Annotated in this window: 20 protein-coding genes; 9 read left to right on the plus strand and 11 right to left on the minus strand. The window is 63.2% G+C overall.

The window, feature by feature from the left end; translation table 11 throughout:
- The first annotated feature begins 23 nt into the window (after positions 1 to 23).
- The 3 genes from AArc1_RS06070 (at position 24) to AArc1_RS06080 (ending at position 3,309) form a co-directional block, all read left to right on the plus strand.
- Positions 24 to 1,475, plus strand: a complete 1,452-nt coding sequence (locus AArc1_RS06070) for a cytochrome ubiquinol oxidase subunit I (protein WP_228442429.1) — start codon at positions 24 to 26, stop codon at positions 1,473 to 1,475.
- A complete protein-coding gene (locus AArc1_RS06075; protein ID WP_117363529.1) occupies positions 1,468 to 2,463 on the plus strand; it encodes a cytochrome d ubiquinol oxidase subunit II in 996 nt (331 codons plus the stop codon). Before AArc1_RS06070 ends, AArc1_RS06075 begins: the two co-directional genes overlap by 8 nt.
- 618 nt (positions 2,464 to 3,081) lie before the next feature.
- A complete protein-coding gene (locus tag AArc1_RS06080; protein ID WP_117363530.1) occupies positions 3,082 to 3,309 on the plus strand; it encodes a hypothetical protein in 228 nt (75 codons plus the stop codon).
- A gap of 80 nt (positions 3,310 to 3,389) precedes the next feature.
- Here the strand turns inward: AArc1_RS06080 and AArc1_RS06085 are convergent, their stop codons facing one another.
- The 5 genes from AArc1_RS06085 to AArc1_RS06105 all read right to left on the minus strand — a co-directional run bounded on the left by AArc1_RS06085 (position 3,390) and on the right by AArc1_RS06105 (position 8,763).
- A complete protein-coding gene (locus AArc1_RS06085; RefSeq protein WP_117363531.1) occupies positions 3,390 to 4,514 on the minus strand; it encodes a Gfo/Idh/MocA family protein in 1,125 nt (374 codons plus the stop codon).
- Positions 4,515 to 4,541: 27 nt separating this feature from the next.
- The gene (locus AArc1_RS06090) at positions 4,542 to 5,510 is read right to left on the minus strand and encodes a sugar phosphate isomerase/epimerase family protein (RefSeq protein WP_117363532.1); all 969 of its coding nucleotides are present in this window, start codon (positions 5,508 to 5,510) and stop codon (positions 4,542 to 4,544) included.
- A 368-nt stretch (positions 5,511 to 5,878) separates the two neighbouring features.
- On the minus strand, positions 5,879 to 6,496 hold the full coding sequence (locus AArc1_RS06095; RefSeq protein WP_117363533.1) for a nitroreductase family protein: 618 nt from the start codon (positions 6,494 to 6,496) through the stop codon (positions 5,879 to 5,881).
- A gap of 198 nt (positions 6,497 to 6,694) precedes the next feature.
- Complete coding sequence (locus tag AArc1_RS06100; RefSeq protein ID WP_117363534.1) at positions 6,695 to 7,765, minus strand: methionine synthase; 1,071 nt, start codon at positions 7,763 to 7,765, stop codon at positions 6,695 to 6,697.
- On the minus strand, positions 7,762 to 8,763 hold the full coding sequence (locus tag AArc1_RS06105; protein ID WP_117363535.1) for a 5-methyltetrahydropteroyltriglutamate--homocysteine methyltransferase: 1,002 nt from the start codon (positions 8,761 to 8,763) through the stop codon (positions 7,762 to 7,764). The genes AArc1_RS06100 and AArc1_RS06105 overlap by 4 nt, the downstream gene beginning before the upstream one ends.
- A 133-nt stretch (positions 8,764 to 8,896) precedes the next feature.
- Between AArc1_RS06105 and AArc1_RS06110 the strand changes: the two genes are divergently transcribed.
- Entirely contained in the window at positions 8,897 to 9,727 is an 831-nt protein-coding gene (locus tag AArc1_RS06110; RefSeq protein WP_117363536.1) for a VOC family protein, read from the plus strand.
- Between the two features lie 75 nt (positions 9,728 to 9,802).
- Positions 9,803 to 10,210 carry a hypothetical protein gene (locus tag AArc1_RS06115; protein ID WP_117363537.1) on the plus strand — a complete coding sequence of 136 codons (408 nt, stop codon included), beginning with the start codon at positions 9,803 to 9,805 and terminating at the stop codon, positions 10,208 to 10,210.
- Positions 10,211 to 10,219: 9 nt separating this feature from the next.
- Here the strand turns inward: AArc1_RS06115 and AArc1_RS06120 are convergent, their stop codons facing one another.
- From AArc1_RS06120 to AArc1_RS06130, 3 genes are all read right to left on the minus strand, one after another.
- Positions 10,220 to 10,798, minus strand: a complete 579-nt coding sequence (locus AArc1_RS06120; RefSeq protein ID WP_117363538.1) for a HemK2/MTQ2 family protein methyltransferase — start codon at positions 10,796 to 10,798, stop codon at positions 10,220 to 10,222.
- A gap of 18 nt (positions 10,799 to 10,816) precedes the next feature.
- Complete coding sequence (locus AArc1_RS06125; RefSeq protein WP_117363539.1) at positions 10,817 to 11,974, minus strand: mechanosensitive ion channel family protein; 1,158 nt, start codon at positions 11,972 to 11,974, stop codon at positions 10,817 to 10,819.
- 87 nt (positions 11,975 to 12,061) lie between these two features.
- Positions 12,062 to 12,904, minus strand: a complete 843-nt coding sequence (locus AArc1_RS06130; protein WP_117365795.1) for a 16S ribosomal RNA methyltransferase A — start codon at positions 12,902 to 12,904, stop codon at positions 12,062 to 12,064.
- Positions 12,905 to 13,064: 160 nt separating this feature from the next.
- Here AArc1_RS06130 and AArc1_RS06135 point away from each other — a divergent pair, with 160 nt between their 5' ends.
- Positions 13,065 to 13,283 (plus strand): hypothetical protein, encoded by a 219-nt coding sequence (locus AArc1_RS06135; protein WP_117363540.1) that lies wholly within the window; start codon positions 13,065 to 13,067, stop codon positions 13,281 to 13,283.
- Positions 13,284 to 13,339: 56 nt separating this feature from the next.
- On the opposite strand, the gene AArc1_RS06140 is transcribed toward AArc1_RS06135, so the two are convergent.
- The 3 genes from AArc1_RS06140 to AArc1_RS06150 form a co-directional block, all read right to left on the minus strand.
- Positions 13,340 to 13,933, minus strand: a complete 594-nt coding sequence (locus AArc1_RS06140) for a DUF655 domain-containing protein (protein WP_117363541.1) — start codon at positions 13,931 to 13,933, stop codon at positions 13,340 to 13,342.
- A 207-nt stretch (positions 13,934 to 14,140) separates the two neighbouring features.
- A complete protein-coding gene (locus AArc1_RS06145; protein WP_117363542.1) occupies positions 14,141 to 14,497 on the minus strand; it encodes an RNA polymerase Rpb4 family protein in 357 nt (118 codons plus the stop codon).
- A 6-nt stretch (positions 14,498 to 14,503) separates the two neighbouring features.
- Complete coding sequence (locus AArc1_RS06150) at positions 14,504 to 14,812, minus strand: 50S ribosomal protein L21e (protein WP_117363543.1); 309 nt, start codon at positions 14,810 to 14,812, stop codon at positions 14,504 to 14,506.
- A 144-nt stretch (positions 14,813 to 14,956) separates the two neighbouring features.
- Here AArc1_RS06150 and AArc1_RS06155 point away from each other — a divergent pair, with 144 nt between their 5' ends.
- The 3 genes from AArc1_RS06155 to AArc1_RS06165 all read left to right on the plus strand — a co-directional run bounded on the left by AArc1_RS06155 (position 14,957) and on the right by AArc1_RS06165 (position 17,889).
- Entirely contained in the window at positions 14,957 to 16,138 is a 1,182-nt protein-coding gene (locus AArc1_RS06155) for a cystathionine gamma-synthase (RefSeq protein ID WP_117365796.1), read from the plus strand.
- A 116-nt stretch (positions 16,139 to 16,254) separates the two neighbouring features.
- Positions 16,255 to 16,494 (plus strand): hypothetical protein, encoded by a 240-nt coding sequence (locus tag AArc1_RS06160; protein WP_117363544.1) that lies wholly within the window; start codon positions 16,255 to 16,257, stop codon positions 16,492 to 16,494.
- A gap of 96 nt (positions 16,495 to 16,590) precedes the next feature.
- A complete protein-coding gene (locus tag AArc1_RS06165; protein ID WP_117363545.1) occupies positions 16,591 to 17,889 on the plus strand; it encodes a hypothetical protein in 1,299 nt (432 codons plus the stop codon).
- Positions 17,890 to 17,906: the final 17 nt, after the last annotated feature.

Raw genomic sequence — 17,906 nt, forward strand, 5'->3', positions numbered from 1 at the left:
ACGATATGTACGCAAGCCGACTGATGACCGACCCAACACTCACGACGGCACTGTTCGAAGTCGGGCCGTGGCTGTCGTTTCTCTCGCCGGAGCTGGCGAGCCGAGCCCAGTTCGGCTGGGCGATCACGATTCACATCGTGTTCGCGGCCCTCTCCGTCGGACTCGCACCGTTTCTCGTCTACTTCACCGTCCAGGAGGTTCGGACGGAAAAGGAACGATACGCCCGACTCAGAAAGTTCTGGACCAAACTGTTCGCGATCGGGTTCGTCATGGGAACCGTCACCGGCATCCCGATGGGCTTTATGTTCGGGACGAACTTCGCGGCCTTTTCGGAAACCGCCGGCGAACTGATCGGGGGGCCGCTCTCGTTCGAGGCGAAGATGGCGTTCATGCTCGAGGCCGTCTTCCTCGGCGTGTTACTGTTCGGTCGTGAGCGGGTGTCCGAGTGGTTCTACGCGCTCTCGTCGGTGATGGTCGCGCTGGGCGCGTGGCTTTCTGCGTTCTGGATCCTCGTCGTCAACTCCTGGATGCAGACGCCCCGCGGCCACGAGGTCGTGATGGAAGGCGGCGTCCCGATTGCCCAGCTCGTCGACCCCGTTGCGGCGTTTTTCAACCCTCGATTCCCGTGGATGTACGTCCACATGCAAAACGCCGCGATCATCTCCGTGACGCTGCTGATCGCAGGCGTCGCGGCGTACTTCGTCTGGAAGAACCGCGACAGCGAGGTCTGGAACACGGCGCTTCGGGTGGCCGTCGTCGTCCTTCTGATTACGTCGATGTTTCAGGCCATTCACGGTGACCTGTATGCAGGCCACGTCGAAGAGACACAGCCTCAGAAATTCGCCGCGATGGAAGCACATTACGAAACCGGCTCTGCTGATTTACACATTGTTGCGATTCCAACGGAACTCGAATCGTTTACTGACCCCCGGGCAGATAACCTCTATACCATTAGTATCCCGTATCTGGCCTCGTTCCTCGCAAGCCACGGTGACCCATCATACGAGATAACCGGGTTAAATGACTTCGAGTATGAAAATCCACCCGTCGCGTGGGTGTTCTGGTCGTTCCGGATCATGGTCGGGCTCGGCTTCTGGTTCATCGCGCTCGGCGCCTGGGGAACCTACCGCCTCTGGAGGGGTGGACTCGCCGACGACGAGCGGCTGCTCAAAGCGCTGATGATCTCTGCACCGCTCGGGTTCGTCGCGCTGATCACCGGCTGGTACGTCACCGAGATCGGTCGTCAACCCTGGATCATTCAGGACGTCCTGACGACTGCCGAGGGCGTCTCACCGCCACTGACCTCGACCGAGGCGACCCTGACGCTGATCGCGTTCGTGATCGGGTATATCCTGCTGTTCGGCGTCTTCCTCTACGTCTTCAAGCGCCTCGTAGACGAGGAGGCCGAGCGACACGAGGTCGGCATCGAGGAGGACGACCGCCCCGACGCACCGGGGGTGACTGCCGATGACTAAGCTCCTCTCGGACTCGGCGTACCTGCTCGAGTCGCTGCCCGAGATCTGGTTCGGGCTCGTGGTCGTCTCGCTGGGAGTCTATCTGTTGCTCGACGGCTTCGATTTCGGCCTAGGCATCCTGTATGCCGAGGCAGACGAGGCAGAACGGCAGACGATGCTCGCGGCGTTCGGCCCGGTCTGGAAGGCCAACGAGGTGTGGCTCGTCCTGTTCGGGACGGTACTGTTCGCGGGCTTTCCGGTGGTGTACGCTAATCTGTTGTCGCGTCACTACCTGCTGGTGTTCGCGATCCTGTTCGCGCTGTCACTGCGGGGACTCGGGTCGAAACTCAGGGAGGAACGTGACGACGAGCCGTGGGTTCGATTCTGGGACGCCTGCTTCGTCGTCGGAAGCGCCACTTCGCCGTTCCTGCTCGGTGTCTTCGTCGCGAGCTGGGTTCTCGGCACTCCTTCGGCACTCGCCGCCGGCCCTTTCGTGATCGGCGTCACCGTCGTCGCGCTCACGATCGTGCTCGGGGCGGCGTTCCTGGGCGTCAAGACCGACGGCGAACTGCGCGCCCGCGTCGGCCGACGCGGACAACTCGCAACCGCCGTCTACGTCGGCCTGTTCGTGCTGACTGCCATCGTGCTGTACGGCCGGTATCCCGGGCTCCAGTCGGTCCTCCTGTCGGGCTCGACCGTCGCCGTGGTCGCCGCGACGGTAGCATTCGCGGTCGGTAACGTCGTCGCTATCGCCCACGATCGGTTCCGCATCGCTCTGGTGTCGGCGGCCGGCATCGCCGGCGCGTTCGTCGTCTTCGTCGCGACGCTGCTGTACCCGCAGGTCGATCCCGCAGCGGGCCTGACGATCGCCGACGCCGTCGTCTCCCCGCTTCCGCTGAACATGACTACGCTCGTCGCAGCGATCTTTCTCCCAATCATCGTCGGCTACTTCGTGTTTCTCTACTCGTTGTTCAGTGGTCCCGCGAGGCCAGAAGAGAGCTACAGCTGACCGACTACCGAAATATAAGTAAAAGTATATATTAGCAATATACTAAACAATCTATTATACCCCGGATTTTCGGAGAGTGTACTGTCCCAACACCAAAAACGGACTGTTCGCCGTTCAGACTCGATATCTGTCGACATCTGACTGCTGTCGTTTTAATTTTACGACTCGGTGTGTCCGATGCCTGTACCACGCGGTGAAACCGAAAGAAATGCTCGCTCTGGGCTCGAAGGTCGATAGTCGGATAGCTACAGTCGGGCTTCTCCCAGTCATTATTATCAAATTATATAATACTATTTAGAACAGTTACTAGCGAGTTAATGAACGGTGGACGACATATAGTTCACCCGTCCGGGGAACTATAGTGACAACTGAAACCACACCGATCGCACTATCCGCGGTTCTCGCTCGGTTCCTCGCTCCGAACCGCGCTCCTCCCGTGCGATCGTATGTGCACTGATTTTCAGTGGCTACAATAATCACAGCACGAGAGACGCCCGCGACGGACCGTGTCGAACAGGACGTCTCGAGGCCCCTATCGGAGCGGGACTGCGACCGCGTAAAAAGTGCCGTCAGGTGACGCGCGGGCGTTTACGGCCAGAGCGGTCCAGATGTCGAGCGATGACCGAACTCACGATTCCGCCGGACGCGGACGACGACCGAACTGAAGCACTCGTTCGTGAACACGTCGACGTCGGCGACGGGGTCGAAGTCCGCGAAGCAGAGCGTACCGGCGGCGACGATCCGGCGGTGACGGGTGAGGTGACTGGTATCGAAGCCGGCCATCTCGAGTTCGATGACCAGCCACTCGGCGGCAAAAGCGTCTGGTTCGACGAGTCAAGACGCTGACGCGCGTCGAATCGGAGTCGAAACCCGACTCGGGGCCGACCTGACGAGTCGACTCACTCGAGTCGACCCGCGCTGCTGACTCACTCGAGCGTGATCCACTCGCCGCGCTCGTCGCTCTCCTCGATCGCCGCAAGCACGCGCTGGGCGGCGAGGCCGTCGGCGAAACTCGGCTCGAACTCGGTTCCCTCGGCGACGGCGCTGAGGAACTCGTAGTTCTCGTGGACGAACGTGTGTTCCCAGCCCAGGACGTGTCCAGGTGGCCACCAGTGGTCAATGTAGGGGTCGTCGGCGTCGGTGACGAGGATCGTCTCGTAGCCTCGATTACCATCTCGTACGAGTTCGAGTTCGTTCAACCGCTCGAGCGAAAAGCGCAGACTGCCCTCGGAGCCGTGGATCTCGATCGTGTGATCGTTCTTGTGGCCTGTCGCGAACCGCGAGGCCTCGAGGGACCCCATTGCACCGTTTTCGAACTCGACCTGTGCGGAGTAGGCGTCGTCGACGGTGACTGGCCGCGTGTCGTCTTCCCCGGGGACGGGACGGTCGTCGACGAACGTCCGCAGGTGGCCGCTGACGCGGTCGATCTCACCCGCGAGGTCGTCGTCGCCGACGAGGAATCGCAGGAGATCGACCGTGTGCGCGCCGAGATCGCCGAGTGCGCCGGAGCCCGCCAGTTCGGCGTCGTTGCGCCAGGACCACGGGGCCTCGGGATCGACCAGCCAGTCTTGCAGGTAGCGACCGCGGACGTGGCGGATCTCGCCGAGATCACCGGCCTCGAGCAGCCGCTTTGCGTACTGAATCGCGGGGACGAACCGGTAGTTGAACGCGCAGCCCGCGGGCACGTCCTCGCCCGCGTTCGCGGCGGCATCGGCCATCTCCTCGGCCGTCTCGAGCGTCGGGGCGAGGGGTTTCTCACAGAAGACCGGCGTGCCAGCCTCGAGTGCGGCGATCGAGGGCTCGGCGTGGACGTGATTCGGACCGAGGTTGTAGAAGACGTCGACCTCGTCGACGACGGCTCGCCAGTCGGTCGCGATCGAGTCGAAGCCGAAGCGGTCGGCCGCCTCCTCGAGGGCGGACTCGTCGCGGCCGACGAGGACCGAACGGTCGATCGCGGGCGCATCCGGGAAGAACATCGGAAGTCGCGCCATGGCGTTTGCGTGTGCGTTACCCATGAACCGGTAGCCGAGGACGCCAACGTCGAGTGTCATAGTGTATGGTAGCTGTCTCGTCGGTGGTTACTCCGTCCAGTAGGCCTCGCCGGGAGTTTCCCGAAAGACGGCCCGCTGGAGGCAGTCGATCGCTTTCTCGAGGCCCTCGATCGAACTGGTGAGCGAGTCCTCGTGTTCGATGCTGAGGACGTCGTCGTAGCCGACCATCCGAAGGGTCGAGACGACGTCTTTCCAGTGGTCTTCGCCGTGGCCGTAGCCGACCGAGCGGAACAGCCACGAACGGTGCAGTTCGTCGTCGTAAGCGGTCGTATCGAGGACGCCTTTGATCCGCGCCTGTTCGTCGTAGATCTGCGTGTCCTTCGCGTGGACGTGGTGGATCGCGCCGTCGGAGCCGAGAAACCGGATCGCGTCGGTGACGTCGATCCCCTGCCAGTAGAGGTGGGAGGGATCGAAGTTGGCCCCGACGCGATCGTTCGTCACCTCGCGAAGTCGGAGCAAGCCAGCGGGTTCGTACACCAGCATGTTCGGGTGCATCTCGATCGCAAGGTCGACGTCGTGCTCGTCGGCGAACGCGGCGAGATTCGACCAGTACTCCGTGGCCCGTTCCCACTGGTACTCGAGCGCCTCGGCGTGTTCGGGTGGCCAGGGCGCGGTGATCCAGTTTGGCACCTCGTCGTCGGGGCCGCCGGCCGGTAAGCCCGAAAAGCAGGTGACGGTTCCGACCTCGAGCTGGGCGGTGAGTCGGATCGCCTCGCGGAGTTCGGTGTCGGCCGTCTCGGCCTCGTCCTCGTCGGGGTGTAACGGATTGTTGTGCGTCGCAAGGGCGCTAATACGCATGTCGTGGTCTGCGAGCGTCTCCTTCAAGCTCTCCTGTGCCGACTCGTCGTCGAGGTACCGGTTGCGCTCGAGGTGGTCGTCGCCGGGATAGCCGCCGACGCCGGGTTCGACCGCGCTAACGCCGCGGTCTGCGAGAAATTCGAGGGCGTCCTCGAACGATCGATCGTACAACGGTGGGGTGTGAACGCCGATATCCATGCGTTTAGTATCTATGAGGGGGGTTCGTGGTAGCTGGCGGACGATTCAGGCGAGTGGATCACGTGCTTCGGGATCGACACCGTCGGCTTCCACGTCGTCACTGGTTAATTCGCACGGTTCGTTCGTGCTCACGTGAACGATGGCTGCCCTCGAGGACGCTGGAGGGTGCGTGGCTGCGTGACGTGTTCGGGTCCGATCCCCATCGGTGATCGTGTCGGAGAACGCGCCCTATCGAAATGTAACGCCGACTCGGACGCGGAGGCTCGAGGTGGTGTGGTGAAAGAGCGTCGATCGGGTCGACGCCGTCAGAAAACGATCACAACGTATGGGTGGCTACAGGTCGAGCAATCACAGGGAGCGACGTCGAGTTACTCGAACGTGCCGCGATGGGCTATCTCTTCGATGGGCTTGCGGCCGCTTGGCTGCTCGCGCTCGCGCAGGTCCTCGCTAAGCGTCTCCGGGGGTGCGTGCTCGCCGACGGCGAACATCGCTTCGATCTCGAACTCCTCGGGGACATCGAGTTCCTCGGCCGCCCGTTCGTAGTCGAAGCCGGCCATCCCGTGGACGGCCAGTCCGCGGCGGGCGCCCTCGAGCGCGAGATTCTGCCAGGCAGCGCCGGTATCGAACGAGTGCGTCGGTGCAGGTTCGCCGTTGTGATCGAACGTCGTCTTCGACGCGATGACGCCGAGGACGGCCGCCTCCGTAGCCCACACCCGATTCCCCTCGACGAGTAAGTCGACGTACGTCTCCCACTCGTCGTCCTCGCGGGTGGCGTAGACGAACCGCCAGTGCTGGTTGTTGTACGCCGATGGTGCCCACCGGGCGGCCTCGAACAGCGGGAGGAACTGTTCTTCCTCGAGTGGCTCACCGGTCATCGCGTACGGCGACCAGCGGGTGACGAAGAGCGGGTCGACGTCGTACTCCGTTTCGCGGTGGTCGACGGCGTCTTCGTGCAGCGACGGTTGCTTCGATACGGATTCTTTCATTGCCGCCTCGTTCGGCCGGACGACACCTATAGGTTATTAGACAGTCGGGTTACCAGGTGACGTCGATGTCGTCGACTCGTGTGTGCATTCCACACGATTGGCAAGTATGGCAATATCTACACACTACGAGCGTACATTCAGGACTCGAACTCGGTACAACTGCGGAAAACCGGCGGGTCGAGATCGAAAGCGGGGCCGTTAGTCGTCTGCCGGGGCGTGCGCTCGCTCGAGGTCGATTTCGCCGGCGTCGAGTTTGGCCTCGACGTTGCGGGCGGCTTCGACCATGTTTGCCATCTTGCCGTAGGCGACCTCACGTGGGAGCAGTTTTACGCCGCAGTCAGGTGAGACGACGAGCTGTTCCGGCGGGACGATCTCGAGGCCCTTTTCGATGTTTTCTTCGATCTGCTCGACGGATTCGACGTCGGCGACGTGGACGTCCGTGACGCCGAGTGCGAGATCGGCCGTGAACTCGGGGTCTTTGAAGACGTCGAGTTGGTCGTAATCGCCGTTTGCGAGTTCGAGGTCGAACTCGTCGACGGGGAACTCGAGGATCTCGGGGTAGATCCGCGAGTAGTCGCCGTAACAGACGTGCAGGCCGATGCGGACCTCCTCGGGGATGTCGGCGACGATGTGTTCGAGTGCCTCGCCGACGATAGCGTGGTCGTCGGGCGTGGTCGCGAGCGCGGGTTCGTCGATCTGGATGTAGCGGGCACCGGCCTCGACGAGCTTTTCGATCTCCTCGTTGACGAGGTCTGCGAGGTCGAGTGTCAGGTCATCGTCGTCGTCGTAGGCTTCGTTGAACGACCAGTTGGCGAGCGTGTACGGGCCGGTGATCGGCACCTTGACCGGGCGGTCGGTCGCGCTCGCGGTGAACTCGTACTCGTCGACGAGCCAGGAGTCGGTGTACTCGACTTCCGAGACGACGGAGGGCTTATCGAAGTAGTTGTGTCCCCAGACCTTGACCGGGCCGTTGAACTCGTAGCCCTCGATTCGGTGGGCGAAGAACTCGACCATCTCGTTTCGGCGCATCTCGCCGTCGACGACGACGTCTAAGCCCGCACGCTCGTGTTCCTGCGTAATCAGACGGGCAGCGTCGTCTGTCGCCTCCTGGTAGTCGTCGGCGTCGAACGTGTGGTCGGGGTCCTCATAGAGTTCCTTTGCGCGGTTGAGCCACTTGGGTTTGGGGTAGCTGCCGACGACGGTCGACAGCAGGAAGTGCTCGTTCTCGTGGCCCTCAGGTCGGAACTGATCTTTGTTCTCGTTGCTCATGCGGCGGTCACCTCCGCGAGTTCCGCGGCTTCGGCGAGGACGGCGAGTTTCTCCTCGTGTTTAGCATAGGGTAGGTAGAACGTCTCCGTGTTCGTCGTGAGATAGACGGTCTCGAACTCCGAGACTGGCAGCTGGTCGAACACCCAGTCGACCCGGTCGCGGATCGCTTCGGGGTCCTCGACGAGCGTGTTCTGCCCGTCTGCGAGGCCGAGCGAGACGTCGTCGGTCGCGCCGTACTCCTGGATGTTGTAGAGGTTCTGGTCCTGGTCGGCGACGAAATCGAAGCCGACTGCCTCGACGTCGGCGTCGAGCAGGTGAGCGTAGACCTTCTCCTCGAGTGCCCCCCAGTAGGGCTGGACGATAACGTCGGCGTCCGTCGCGGCGGCGACCTGATCGATCGCCTCGCTTGCGCGTTCGTCGAGACCGTCGTCGGGCGCGTTCTCGACGAGCGAAGGCTCGAGCAAGAACAGCGTCTCGACGGCGGGGAACGCGTCGACCTCGCCGGCGAGGAAGTCGGCGATCGCAGCCAGGAAGTCGGCCTCGTCGCCGTACTGTTCGTCCGTCGCGAGGTCGGCGAGCGAGTACGGGCCGGGGAGAACGGCCTGCAGGCCGTCGTCGACGAGTTCGGCCGCGGCCTCGAGTTCGCCTGCGACGTCACCGGAGAAGTCGAGGTCGCCCTGGACGACGGGCTCGCGGTAGAAGTTGTTGTTGTCGTAGTAGCGGACGATACCGCGGGTCTCGACGGCGTCGTGGACGGCCAGCGGGTGGGCGATCATGTCGTCCCACCGTAGTTGTCCCTCGACGATTCGGTCGAGGCCAGCGTCTTGCTGGACGCCGATCAGTTCCTCGCGGGCCTCGTCGTAGACGGTGACGATCTCTTCGCGTTCGTCACCGCCGATGAGATCGTGTTTCTGGTGGCCTTTCAGATCCGAGAGGTCGTCTTTCGCCCAGTCCGGGAGCGGATAACACCCGGGCGTGGTCGAAACGTACTCAGTCATCGTAGGCCGGGCTAGGCTATACCGACGCTTAATATTTTCCATCCACTATGATGCATTCCAGTAATTTTTGCATGTTCCGAGTCGTCGCCTCACAGAGCCGGGGTGTTATCGTGCCAGCGCCCCCAGCGGTGGTATGCAAATCGACCACGTTCCCTTCGCGTACAGCGACCTCGAGGCGATTAGCGACGAGTTCACCCGACTAGGGCTCACACCCGAGTACGGTGGCGTCCATGGCAACGAGGTCACTCACATGTCCGTCCTCGGCTTCGGCGACCGATCGTACGTCGAACTCATCGCAGAACGTACCGAGGGTGATCACGACTTCTGGCCCGCACACATCCGGGCGGACGCTGGCCCGGCCGCGTGGTGCGTTCGCGTCCCGGACGTCGTCGAGACGTGCAAACGGATGCTCGAGCGTGGGGTCCCCGTTCGTGGACCGCTATCCGACTCGCGCGAGCGCGACGATGGGACACTTCTCGAGTGGGATCGCGCCGAGTTCGGAACCGAGGAGGACCGACTCCTCCTCCCGTTCGCCATCGCGGACCGGACACCGCTGTCAGCCCGCGTCGAACCAAGCGCGAGCGTCGCCGACGGTCCCCTGACCGGTATCGCACAGGTCGTCCTCGGAGTCCATGATCTCGAGGCCGCCATCGACCTGTTTCGTGACTGCTACCGGATTCCGACACCGATCCGTGGGACGGTCCCTGATTTCGGGACGGTCGCCGCCGTTCCCGGATTCCCCATCGCGTTCGCGACGCCCGCGTCGGGGAGTGACGGCTGGCTGGCCGGTCGCCTCGAGACATTCCCCGATGGGCCGTGTTCGTGTCTGCTCGCCACTGACGACCTCGGGGCTGCTCGAGAACGGTATCCGCTGGAGGACGCCATCGAGTGGCCCGATGGCCGGGTGGCGTTCTTCGAGTCGGAACTGCTCGGCAAACGACTTGGCGTGCTCGAGCAGGCCTGACACTGTCCGCTCGACCCTCTCAGGGCGAGGGAACCAGCTCGTACCGTTAAGGTAGTTGCGCTGAAACGTTTCGGTATGGCACTGTTTCCCGACTCGGTCCTCGAGGCCTTCGAGAACGTTGCCCTCGAGAACCCCGAGGAGTGTACGGCGAACCCATACATCGTCCCGGCGATCCGGGCGGAAGGTACCCTGTACGCGCTGGCGAGCGTCGTCGGCGGGCGCACGTATCGCTGGCTGCTGGGCATCGGAGGCGTCGCTGGCGTCGTCGTCGCGCTGTTTCCCGACCGCTACCTCGAGTTCGGCGCCGAAATCGCCTACGAAAACCCCGAAGCCGTCGACTGGAACGACGACTTCGTGACGGCGGTTCGCGTCCTCGGCGTCGTGCTTGTCCTCCTCGCGCTCAACGCAGCTCGGTCGGGCGGTAACGGCACCGATGAGGTATCCGCCACTCAGCGCGACGAACCGGCCGAGGGAGACGCGTAGCGTCGTCGATCACTCGAACAACTCGAGGACGGTCAGCGTCTCGAACGGAAACGACTCGTCGGCAACGGCGACGGCGCTGAATCCTGCCTCGCCGGCGCGTTCGGCGACCTCGTCGACGCCGGTGAGACTGCTTACGAGCAGGTAGACGACGCCGTCGGGGGCGAGGACGCGGCCGACGCGCTCGAGAAACGGGTCGATCACCGCACGGCCGTCTTCGCCGCCCGAGAGGGCCCGTTCCATCCAGTCGTCCCACTCGTTTTCGGGGTCCGTCGGCAGATACGGCGGGTTGAACGCCACGACGTCGAACGCGTCGTTGGCGAACGGGGAGACGAGGTCGGCACGGACCGACTCGACGCCCTCGCCACGGGCTTGCCGGACGGCGTGGGGGTTCAGGTCCGAGGCGACCACACGCGCGTCGGTCACCTCGCTGATCCGTCCAGCGACGTAGCCAGAGCCCGTCCCGACCTCGAGGATCGCGTCGTCGGGGTCGGCGGCGAGTCGCTCGCAGACGACGTCGGCGAGCAACTGCGAGTCTTCGGCTGGCTGGTACACGTCCGTCTCGATATCGCGTCGATCTCTGAGTGTCATCGGTCGGATTCAGTCGAGTCAGTCGTCTTCTCGTGGCGTCAGCTCTCGCTCTCGGTCATCGCGGCGGTCCGGGCCGGCGTGGCCACCATCGTCGGTGACCTTCGTACTGTCCGCTCTCGGTCGGTCGGAGAGCTGGCGCTGTGGGTAGGGGATGGTGATTCCCGCGTCGTCGTACTCGCGTTTGATCGCGTTGATCGCGGCCGTTCGGGCGTTCGAGACGCGTCTGGCGCTCGGATCGTCGATCCAGAAGCGCACACCGAGGACGACCGCTGAGTCGCCGAACTCCTTGCTGACGACCCGTGGGCTCGGCGCCGATAGCGCGACCTCGAGGTCGGCGACGGTCGATTCGGCGAGCGAAGCGGCGTGTTCGACGTCCGTGTCGTAGTCGACCCCGACGTCGATTTCGATGCGCAGACGGCCGCGTTTCGAGCGATTCGTCACCATGCTCGAGGCGATGACGTCGTTGGGGATCATGATGTACTCGCCGTCGAACGAGCGGATGCGGGTGTTGACGATGGAGATGTCGGTGACGATCCCCTGTTCGTCGTCGACGACGACCCAGTCGCCGATCTCGAACGGCCGGTCGAACATCATGACGAAGCCTGCGAGGACCGTCCCAAGCGTCTGGCGAGCGGCCATCCCGACGACGATCCCCAGAAAGCCGGCCCCGACGAGGAGACCCCCAAGGTCGTCGATCCAGACCCCGAGGACGACCACGAGCGACACCGACCAGATGATAACCTGGGCAACCCGGTGGCTAATCTCGCGCTGGTGGGCCGTGACGGCCGACGATGATCCGAGAACTTCGTCGATGAGCCGGCGGATGAACCGCGTGACGATCAGCGTCCCGACGAGCAAGATGAACGAGGCGATCGCATTTGGCACGAGTGCGCTGTCGATTCCGTGGTCCGTGTAGGCATCGCGGACCGTCCCCGTCTGTTCCCACACCCCCAGGACGACGGCGAGAACGAACGCACAGGTGCCGACGAGGAGGACGGTCGAGACGAGATCGCCGTACAGTGGTCGGCTTCGGCTGCTAATCCACGACTGCAGGCTCCGATAGGTGAGCAAGACGAACACCAGCAGTCCAAGGGCCGCAACCGAGATGGCGAATTTCAGCTCCGTCGACTCGATACTGCCGAGTGCCGAGTCGAATCCGACCAGTACGTCTGACATATTTCGTCGGCTCTCGAGGCTTTTCGTTCGTGAAGCTTTGAGTATCCGTCGGTCGGCGGTCGCCGACTCACCGGATCGATCGGTCGCTCAGCCGTTCGACTCGAGCCCGCTCGTCTCGAGGGCGAGTTGCGCCAGCGCGGCGAATTCGGCCGGTGCCATCGCGCCCGCCCGTTTGCGAAGGACCTCCTCGTCGGCGGCCTCGACGACTGCCTCCGGCTCCGTGAGCCCGGAGATGTGAGCCGTGTTCCGAATCGCGTTCCGGATCGTCTTTCGCCGCTGGGTGAACAGCGCCTTCACGAACCGGAGGAAAAAAGCCTCGTCGTCGACCGCATAGTCGGGCGCACGTGGCTCAGCACGAACGACCGCACTCTGGACGGCTGGTGGCGGCGAAAACGCTTCCTTTGGGATCGACTCGACGAGTTCGACGGCCGCGTAGTGCTGGCTCGAGACCGAGAGTCGACCGTATGCCGAGGTGCCCGGTTCGGCGACCATTCGCTCGGCGAACTCCTGTTGGAACATCAGGACCAGCGGCCGCTTCTCGGGGAAGAGTCGAAACGCGATCTCGCTCGAGACGCCGTAGGGGAGGTTCGACACCGAGGCCGTAAACTCGGGGAGGTCGACCTCGAGGGCGTCACCCTCGATCACCGTCAGCCGACCCGACTCGACCTCCTCGCGGAACTCCTCGCGCAGGAACGCCGCGAGTTTCGGGTCGCGTTCGACGACGGTCACCTCGTCGCCGACGGCGAGCAATCGGTCAGTGAGCGCCCCTGTCCCGCCGCCGATCTCGAGCAGGTGGCCGGTGTCGGCCTCGATGTCTTCTAGATAGGTCGGTAATCGGTCGAGGACGCGGTCGTCGACGAGAAAGTGCTGGTCGCGGTCCGGGTCGCCACGGACGCCGGCCCGGGCGATCAGCGCGTCGGGATCTCTCATTGGCCGAAGTTTGACCGGGGCAGGTGTAAACGCACCGTCTCGAGCGTTCGATCTGACACCGAATTCGGCGACCCCGACCGACGGGTCAGCGAGCGTGAGCGACTTCAGAGTTGTCACTGTTAGTACGCCCACCTATACCGATAGCCCGAGGCTATCGGATATGGAACAGCAATCGGACGGCGGACCGACGACCGTCGCGTGTCCAGCTTGCCAACACGACGTACTGTTCGGGCTCCCCCACTCGGCTGTCGTGGTCTCCGTGACGAACGTCTCGGCCGACGACCAGCGCGAGGACGAGTCGGATGCGTCCTCGCGGTATCGCCACGTGTGGAGTCGCTGCCCGAACGACCATCCGGTCGCCGTCTGCTACGACTGGTAACTGGGGGAGCCACCGACGACGTCAACTCGAGAGAACAGTCCTCTGATATCGGCTCGTTACTCCTGGGCACCGTCGCGTCGACCCACGAACGTCTGGTACTTCAGATCGTCGTCACGAAGCTCCTCGAGGATCCGCTCGACGATGATCTCGTCCGGGTCGTGCAGGCCCGAGACCCGTTCGGAGAGTTCGTCGAAACTTCCGAACGGCTTGCGTTTTCGTTCGTCGAGGATGCCGTTTCGTAGTTTCTTTCCGATCCCCGGCAAGAGATTTAGCTGGTGGAGCCGGAGCGTGATCGGCTGGGCGTCGTTGTAGAAGTCGACGAACCGCCGTTCGTGTTCCTCGACGAGATCTTCGACGACGTACTCGAGTTCCGTCTTCGCCCCCGACGAAAGATCGTCGTACTCGACCTCCTGGCACTCGATGACGACGTCGCGTTCTTCGGGTGGCTCGACGACGACATCGCTGCCGATCGTAAGCCGTACCGCTTCGTCGAACGCGACTTCGTAGAGCTGGAAGTCGTCGATACGCATGGCGTATCCGGCCGGTGACTTTTCGTACTGTGGCCGTGCGTCGTCAGAGAGTCCGTGTGCGAGGTAGTCCAACACGACTGCACGGCGAACGTCGGTCTCGTCGCCTTCCGCTTCGCTCATTGTAACACGGTACGGGAACGGCCTACTTAAAGAGTCGGCCCGCTTTCATACGATCGATCGCAGCGCGGGTTCGAGAGTGACGGAACCGGCGACGATCCACCCGACCTGCGTGCCGTCGTTCGAACGGACTGGTGTCTGTGGGTTCCGTCGTACCGACGCCCTCTCTCGTCGGTATCCCAAGAATCTGGCACGACACAACGGACCGCTTCAGGCGTACTGTGCGACGACGTTGAGGATCTCGTCGAGTTCGTCACCCGACAGCGAGTACCGCTGCTGTGCGAACACCGCTCGGAGCTCGTCGCGGTTGCGCGGCAGGAGGTTCGCGATTTTGTACGCCGTAGGCTCGTCGACCTTCTCGAGTTCCTCGAGTTCGGCGACGAGTTCCTGGGCCTCTTCGGGGTCCAGCGCGGCGAAGCGGTTGACGTGCTCGATCGCTCGTGCGAGTTCATAGCGCAGCTCGCGATCCTCGTCCAGTGCGCGTTCGGCTTCGATGTCGGCGAGGAGCTCTTTCGCCTCCGAGATCGTCAGATACTCCTCGTCGACGATCTCCTTGAAGATCGTCATACTGGCTTAGACGCGTTCTTCGGATCGGTCCTGGGCACGCATGTGGGCCGCGGTGACGATCAGCGTCTTCTCTTTGCCGCCGTCGTCGATGCGGACCTTGAACGCGTTGCCCTGTTTGCCGACGACCTCTCCGGTGTGGCCGTCAAAGCGCGGGTGGAAGCGGCCTTTGGAGACGCTTGGGTCGATCTTGAGATGGACCATCTCACCGTCCTCGTACTGCTGAATCGCACGCTGTGGCGGAGACGTGCCGCGCTCTCGAGGATCGTTCGCGAGTTTGTTCCGGGTTCCCTGACGAGGGCCATTAGAGTTCGGCATAGTCGTACGACGCGGTTAGCCGCTGACGGTTATAAAACACACGTATTCGCGCAGGCGTCGACGTGCCGTGGTCACACACGTCGGCGTATCGTCGAACCGGCCCGAGTGGACACAGCTAACCACCTCGAGTACGATGCCTGGGATATGACCGACGGCGATGGCCGACACGACATGGAGTATCGAATCGAGACCCGCTCGATTCACGCCGGACAGCACCCCGACGAAGAGACGGGTGCGCTGATGACGCCGATCCACGCGAACTCGACGTACGAGCAAGACGCTCCAGGCGACCACCGCGGCTACGAGTACTCGCGGACGGGCAACCCCACCCGAACTGACCTCGAGGCGAATCTCGCGAGCCTCGAGAACGCCGAGTACGGTCGCTGTTTCGCCAGCGGGATGGCTTCGATCAACACCGTTCTCAACCTGCTTTCGGCGGGCGATCACGTCGTCACGGGCAACGACGTCTACGGCGGCACCCACCGCATCTTCACCCAGGTCTATGAGGACTACGACCTCGATTTTACGTTCGTCGACATGACCGACCTCGAAGCGATCGAGGACGCATTCCGCGAGGAGACGGAACTGCTGTGGCTCGAGACACCCACCAATCCGCTCATGTCGATCGTCGACATCGAGGGTGCAGCCGAGATCGCCCACGCGAACGACGCACTGTGTGCGATCGACAACACGTTCGCGACGCCGTATCTCCAGCGGCCGCTGGATCTCGGAGCCGATATCGTCTCACACTCGCTGACCAAGTACCTCGGGGGCCACTCGGACGTCGTCGGCGGTGCCCTCCTCACAAACGACAGCGACCTCGACGAGCGCATTGGGTTCTACCAGAACGCCGTCGGCGCGACGCCCGGCCCCTTCGAGTCCTTCCTCGTCCTCCGCGGAACCAAGACGCTGCCCGTCCGGATGGACCGTCACTGCCGGAACGCAAGCGAGATCGCCGCCTGGCTCCAGGGCCACCCACGCGTCGACCGCGTCCACTATCCGGGGCTCGAGAGCCACCCCGGCCACGAGATCGCCAGCGAACAGATGGACGATTTCGGCGGCATGCTGAGTTTCGAACTCGACGCCAGCCTCGAGGAGGCAAGCGAGGTCGTCTCGAGCACCGAGGTGTTCACGCTCGCGGAGAGTCTCGGCGGCGTCGAGAGCCTGATCGAACAGCCCGCGCCGATGACTCACGCTGCGATTCCCCGCGAAGAGCGACTCGAGGCCGGATTGACCGACAGCCTGATCCGCGTCTCCGTCGGCATCGAACACGTCGACGACCTGATCGGGGACCTAAATCGTGCGTTCGAGGCGTCGCTGGAATAGCTGATGCGGCCGAGAGACACCGGGGGGTGACAGTACGCTCACGAACGGCCGACGTGTGAGCGTCGGGGCTGGTAAACGGGGTGGATTTATGTTCCCCGCCTTACCTCTCAGGGATAATGTACGAGACGATCGCTGTCCCCGAAGACGGCAGTCCCGAAGCCAGAACTGTCGCCGAACAGCCACGGAGCGTCGCTGGTGCGCTCGACTCGAGTGGCCAGTTTCCCGCCCCCGTTCTTCCGGTTACGTATCCGTTCGACGTTGATTTCGTCGTCGACATCGACAGAACGAGCAGTCGCGTCGCGGAACTCACTGGGGACGTTTTCGGTGGCTCGACCGCCGACGGTACGGATGAGTAATTCCCCTCCAGCCGGGAGGGGAGTGCTCCGCTCCATGTTTTTGCCTCGACGTCCGGGTACGCGTTCGAGCGACACGCCGTACGGAGGCGGTCGGTGATGGAAACCACCGACCGACTTGCGGCGATGTTCCCCGAGTCCTCACGTAACGCGGCGCTTTCGTGGCTCCTCGTGGGACTGCTTGTCCTGGGTGCGATCGGTGGCGGCTGGCTCGAGGCGTACGCATCGGTGCTGTTTGCGCTCGTCGCGGTCGCGGTTGCGACTGCGCCCGCGATCAGGTTTCGCGATCTGACCGTCATGCCACCGTGGTACTTCGTTTTCTTGGTCGCGCTTCCCGTCCTCTGGGAGGCGTTCGGTCCACAGCCGCTCGTCACGGGTATCGTGCCAGCACTGGCGCTCGGAACGCTCGGCCTCCTCGCCGTCGTTGAACTCCACCGGTTCACCTCGCTTCGACTCGTCCCGTGGTTCAGCGTCGTTCTCACCGTCGTGGTGACGCTCGCGATGATCGGGCTACTGAACATTTTCCGGTGGACGTCGGATACCCTGTTGGGAACGACGTTCTTACTCGACGGTCGCAGCCAGGATGCGATCAATGCGGCCGTGATGATCGAGTTTAGCTACGCCGTCGTCGCCGGGCTCCTCGCTGGCTTCGTCGTCTTCGTGCACTTTCGCCTATCCGACACCGAGACCCACCCCCGAGTGGCCGGTTCATCACCACCTCACCACGACGGTGACGATGACCGATCGGTCGACGCTGTCGTCTTGAGCGACCGTCTCGGAATCCCGATCGCTCGACAGCGGGCACTCACTCGAGCGATGCAACTCGTTCTGGTCGGGATTTTCGTCTACGGGCTGTTCGTCCGGGACCTCCCGGTACTGACGAACGCGGCGCTTGCAATCGCCATCACGTTCATCCCCGCACTACTCCGACGGAACTACGCGTTGCCGATCGAGCCCGGGCTCGCCCTCTGGGTCGCGAGTGCGGTCTTCTTTCACACCCTCGGAACGGTTGCTCTGTACGATGCCATCGCCCCGTATGACCACCTCACGCACACGCTTTCCGCGTCGGTCGTTGCCGCCGCCGGCTACGCCGTGTTACGGGCGATCCACCTCCACGAGCGTTCGATCCATCTCCCGCCGTGGGCGATGTTTACGTTCCTCATCGCGTTTATCCTCGCGATCGGCGTGATCTGGGAAATCCTCGAGTTCATCGTCGATCAGGGGGCGCTCGCACTCGGGATGGAGCCGGTGCTCGCCCAACACGGCATCGACGACACGATCGTCGACATGATCTTCAACGTCGTCGGTGCATTACTGGTCGCGACGTGGGGGACGCTGTACCTCGTTGAACTCTCGGAGGCACTCGCAGCGCTGCTCGAGGACCGACTTGGGACCTGAAACGATAACATACCGTG

Origin of the sequence: Natrarchaeobaculum sulfurireducens, assembly GCF_003430825.1 — an archaeon.
Lineage (GTDB): Archaea > Halobacteriota > Halobacteria > Halobacteriales > Natrialbaceae > Natrarchaeobaculum > Natrarchaeobaculum sulfurireducens.

Excerpts from the sequence above, each read along its gene's own strand:
- AArc1_RS06130 (WP_117365795.1), bottom strand. The coding sequence starts at position 12,904 with ATGAGAGATCCCGACGCGCTGATCGCCCGGGCCGGCGTCCGTGGCGAC.
- AArc1_RS06100 (WP_117363534.1), bottom strand. The coding sequence starts at position 7,765 with ATGAGCAACGAGAACAAAGATCAGTTCCGACCTGAGGGCCACGAGAAC.
- AArc1_RS06140 (WP_117363541.1), bottom strand. The coding sequence starts at position 13,933 with ATGAGCGAAGCGGAAGGCGACGAGACCGACGTTCGCCGTGCAGTCGTG.
- AArc1_RS06135 (WP_117363540.1), top strand. The coding sequence starts at position 13,065 with ATGGAACAGCAATCGGACGGCGGACCGACGACCGTCGCGTGTCCAGCT.
- AArc1_RS06145 (WP_117363542.1), bottom strand. The coding sequence starts at position 14,497 with ATGACGATCTTCAAGGAGATCGTCGACGAGGAGTATCTGACGATCTCG.
- AArc1_RS06160 (WP_117363544.1), top strand. The coding sequence starts at position 16,255 with ATGTACGAGACGATCGCTGTCCCCGAAGACGGCAGTCCCGAAGCCAGA.
- AArc1_RS06155 (WP_117365796.1), top strand. The coding sequence starts at position 14,957 with ATGACCGACGGCGATGGCCGACACGACATGGAGTATCGAATCGAGACC.
- AArc1_RS06125 (WP_117363539.1), bottom strand. The coding sequence starts at position 11,974 with ATGTCAGACGTACTGGTCGGATTCGACTCGGCACTCGGCAGTATCGAG.
- AArc1_RS06070 (WP_228442429.1), top strand. The coding sequence starts at position 24 with ATGACCGACCCAACACTCACGACGGCACTGTTCGAAGTCGGGCCGTGG.
- AArc1_RS06090 (WP_117363532.1), bottom strand. The coding sequence starts at position 5,510 with ATGGATATCGGCGTTCACACCCCACCGTTGTACGATCGATCGTTCGAG.
- AArc1_RS06110 (WP_117363536.1), top strand. The coding sequence starts at position 8,897 with ATGCAAATCGACCACGTTCCCTTCGCGTACAGCGACCTCGAGGCGATT.
- AArc1_RS06095 (WP_117363533.1), bottom strand. The coding sequence starts at position 6,496 with ATGAAAGAATCCGTATCGAAGCAACCGTCGCTGCACGAAGACGCCGTC.
- AArc1_RS06120 (WP_117363538.1), bottom strand. The coding sequence starts at position 10,798 with ATGACACTCAGAGATCGACGCGATATCGAGACGGACGTGTACCAGCCA.
- AArc1_RS06150 (WP_117363543.1), bottom strand. The coding sequence starts at position 14,812 with ATGCCGAACTCTAATGGCCCTCGTCAGGGAACCCGGAACAAACTCGCG.
- AArc1_RS06080 (WP_117363530.1), top strand. The coding sequence starts at position 3,082 with ATGACCGAACTCACGATTCCGCCGGACGCGGACGACGACCGAACTGAA.
- AArc1_RS06085 (WP_117363531.1), bottom strand. The coding sequence starts at position 4,514 with ATGACACTCGACGTTGGCGTCCTCGGCTACCGGTTCATGGGTAACGCA.
- AArc1_RS06165 (WP_117363545.1), top strand. The coding sequence starts at position 16,591 with ATGGAAACCACCGACCGACTTGCGGCGATGTTCCCCGAGTCCTCACGT.
- AArc1_RS06075 (WP_117363529.1), top strand. The coding sequence starts at position 1,468 with ATGACTAAGCTCCTCTCGGACTCGGCGTACCTGCTCGAGTCGCTGCCC.
- AArc1_RS06115 (WP_117363537.1), top strand. The coding sequence starts at position 9,803 with ATGGCACTGTTTCCCGACTCGGTCCTCGAGGCCTTCGAGAACGTTGCC.
- AArc1_RS06105 (WP_117363535.1), bottom strand. The coding sequence starts at position 8,763 with ATGACTGAGTACGTTTCGACCACGCCCGGGTGTTATCCGCTCCCGGAC.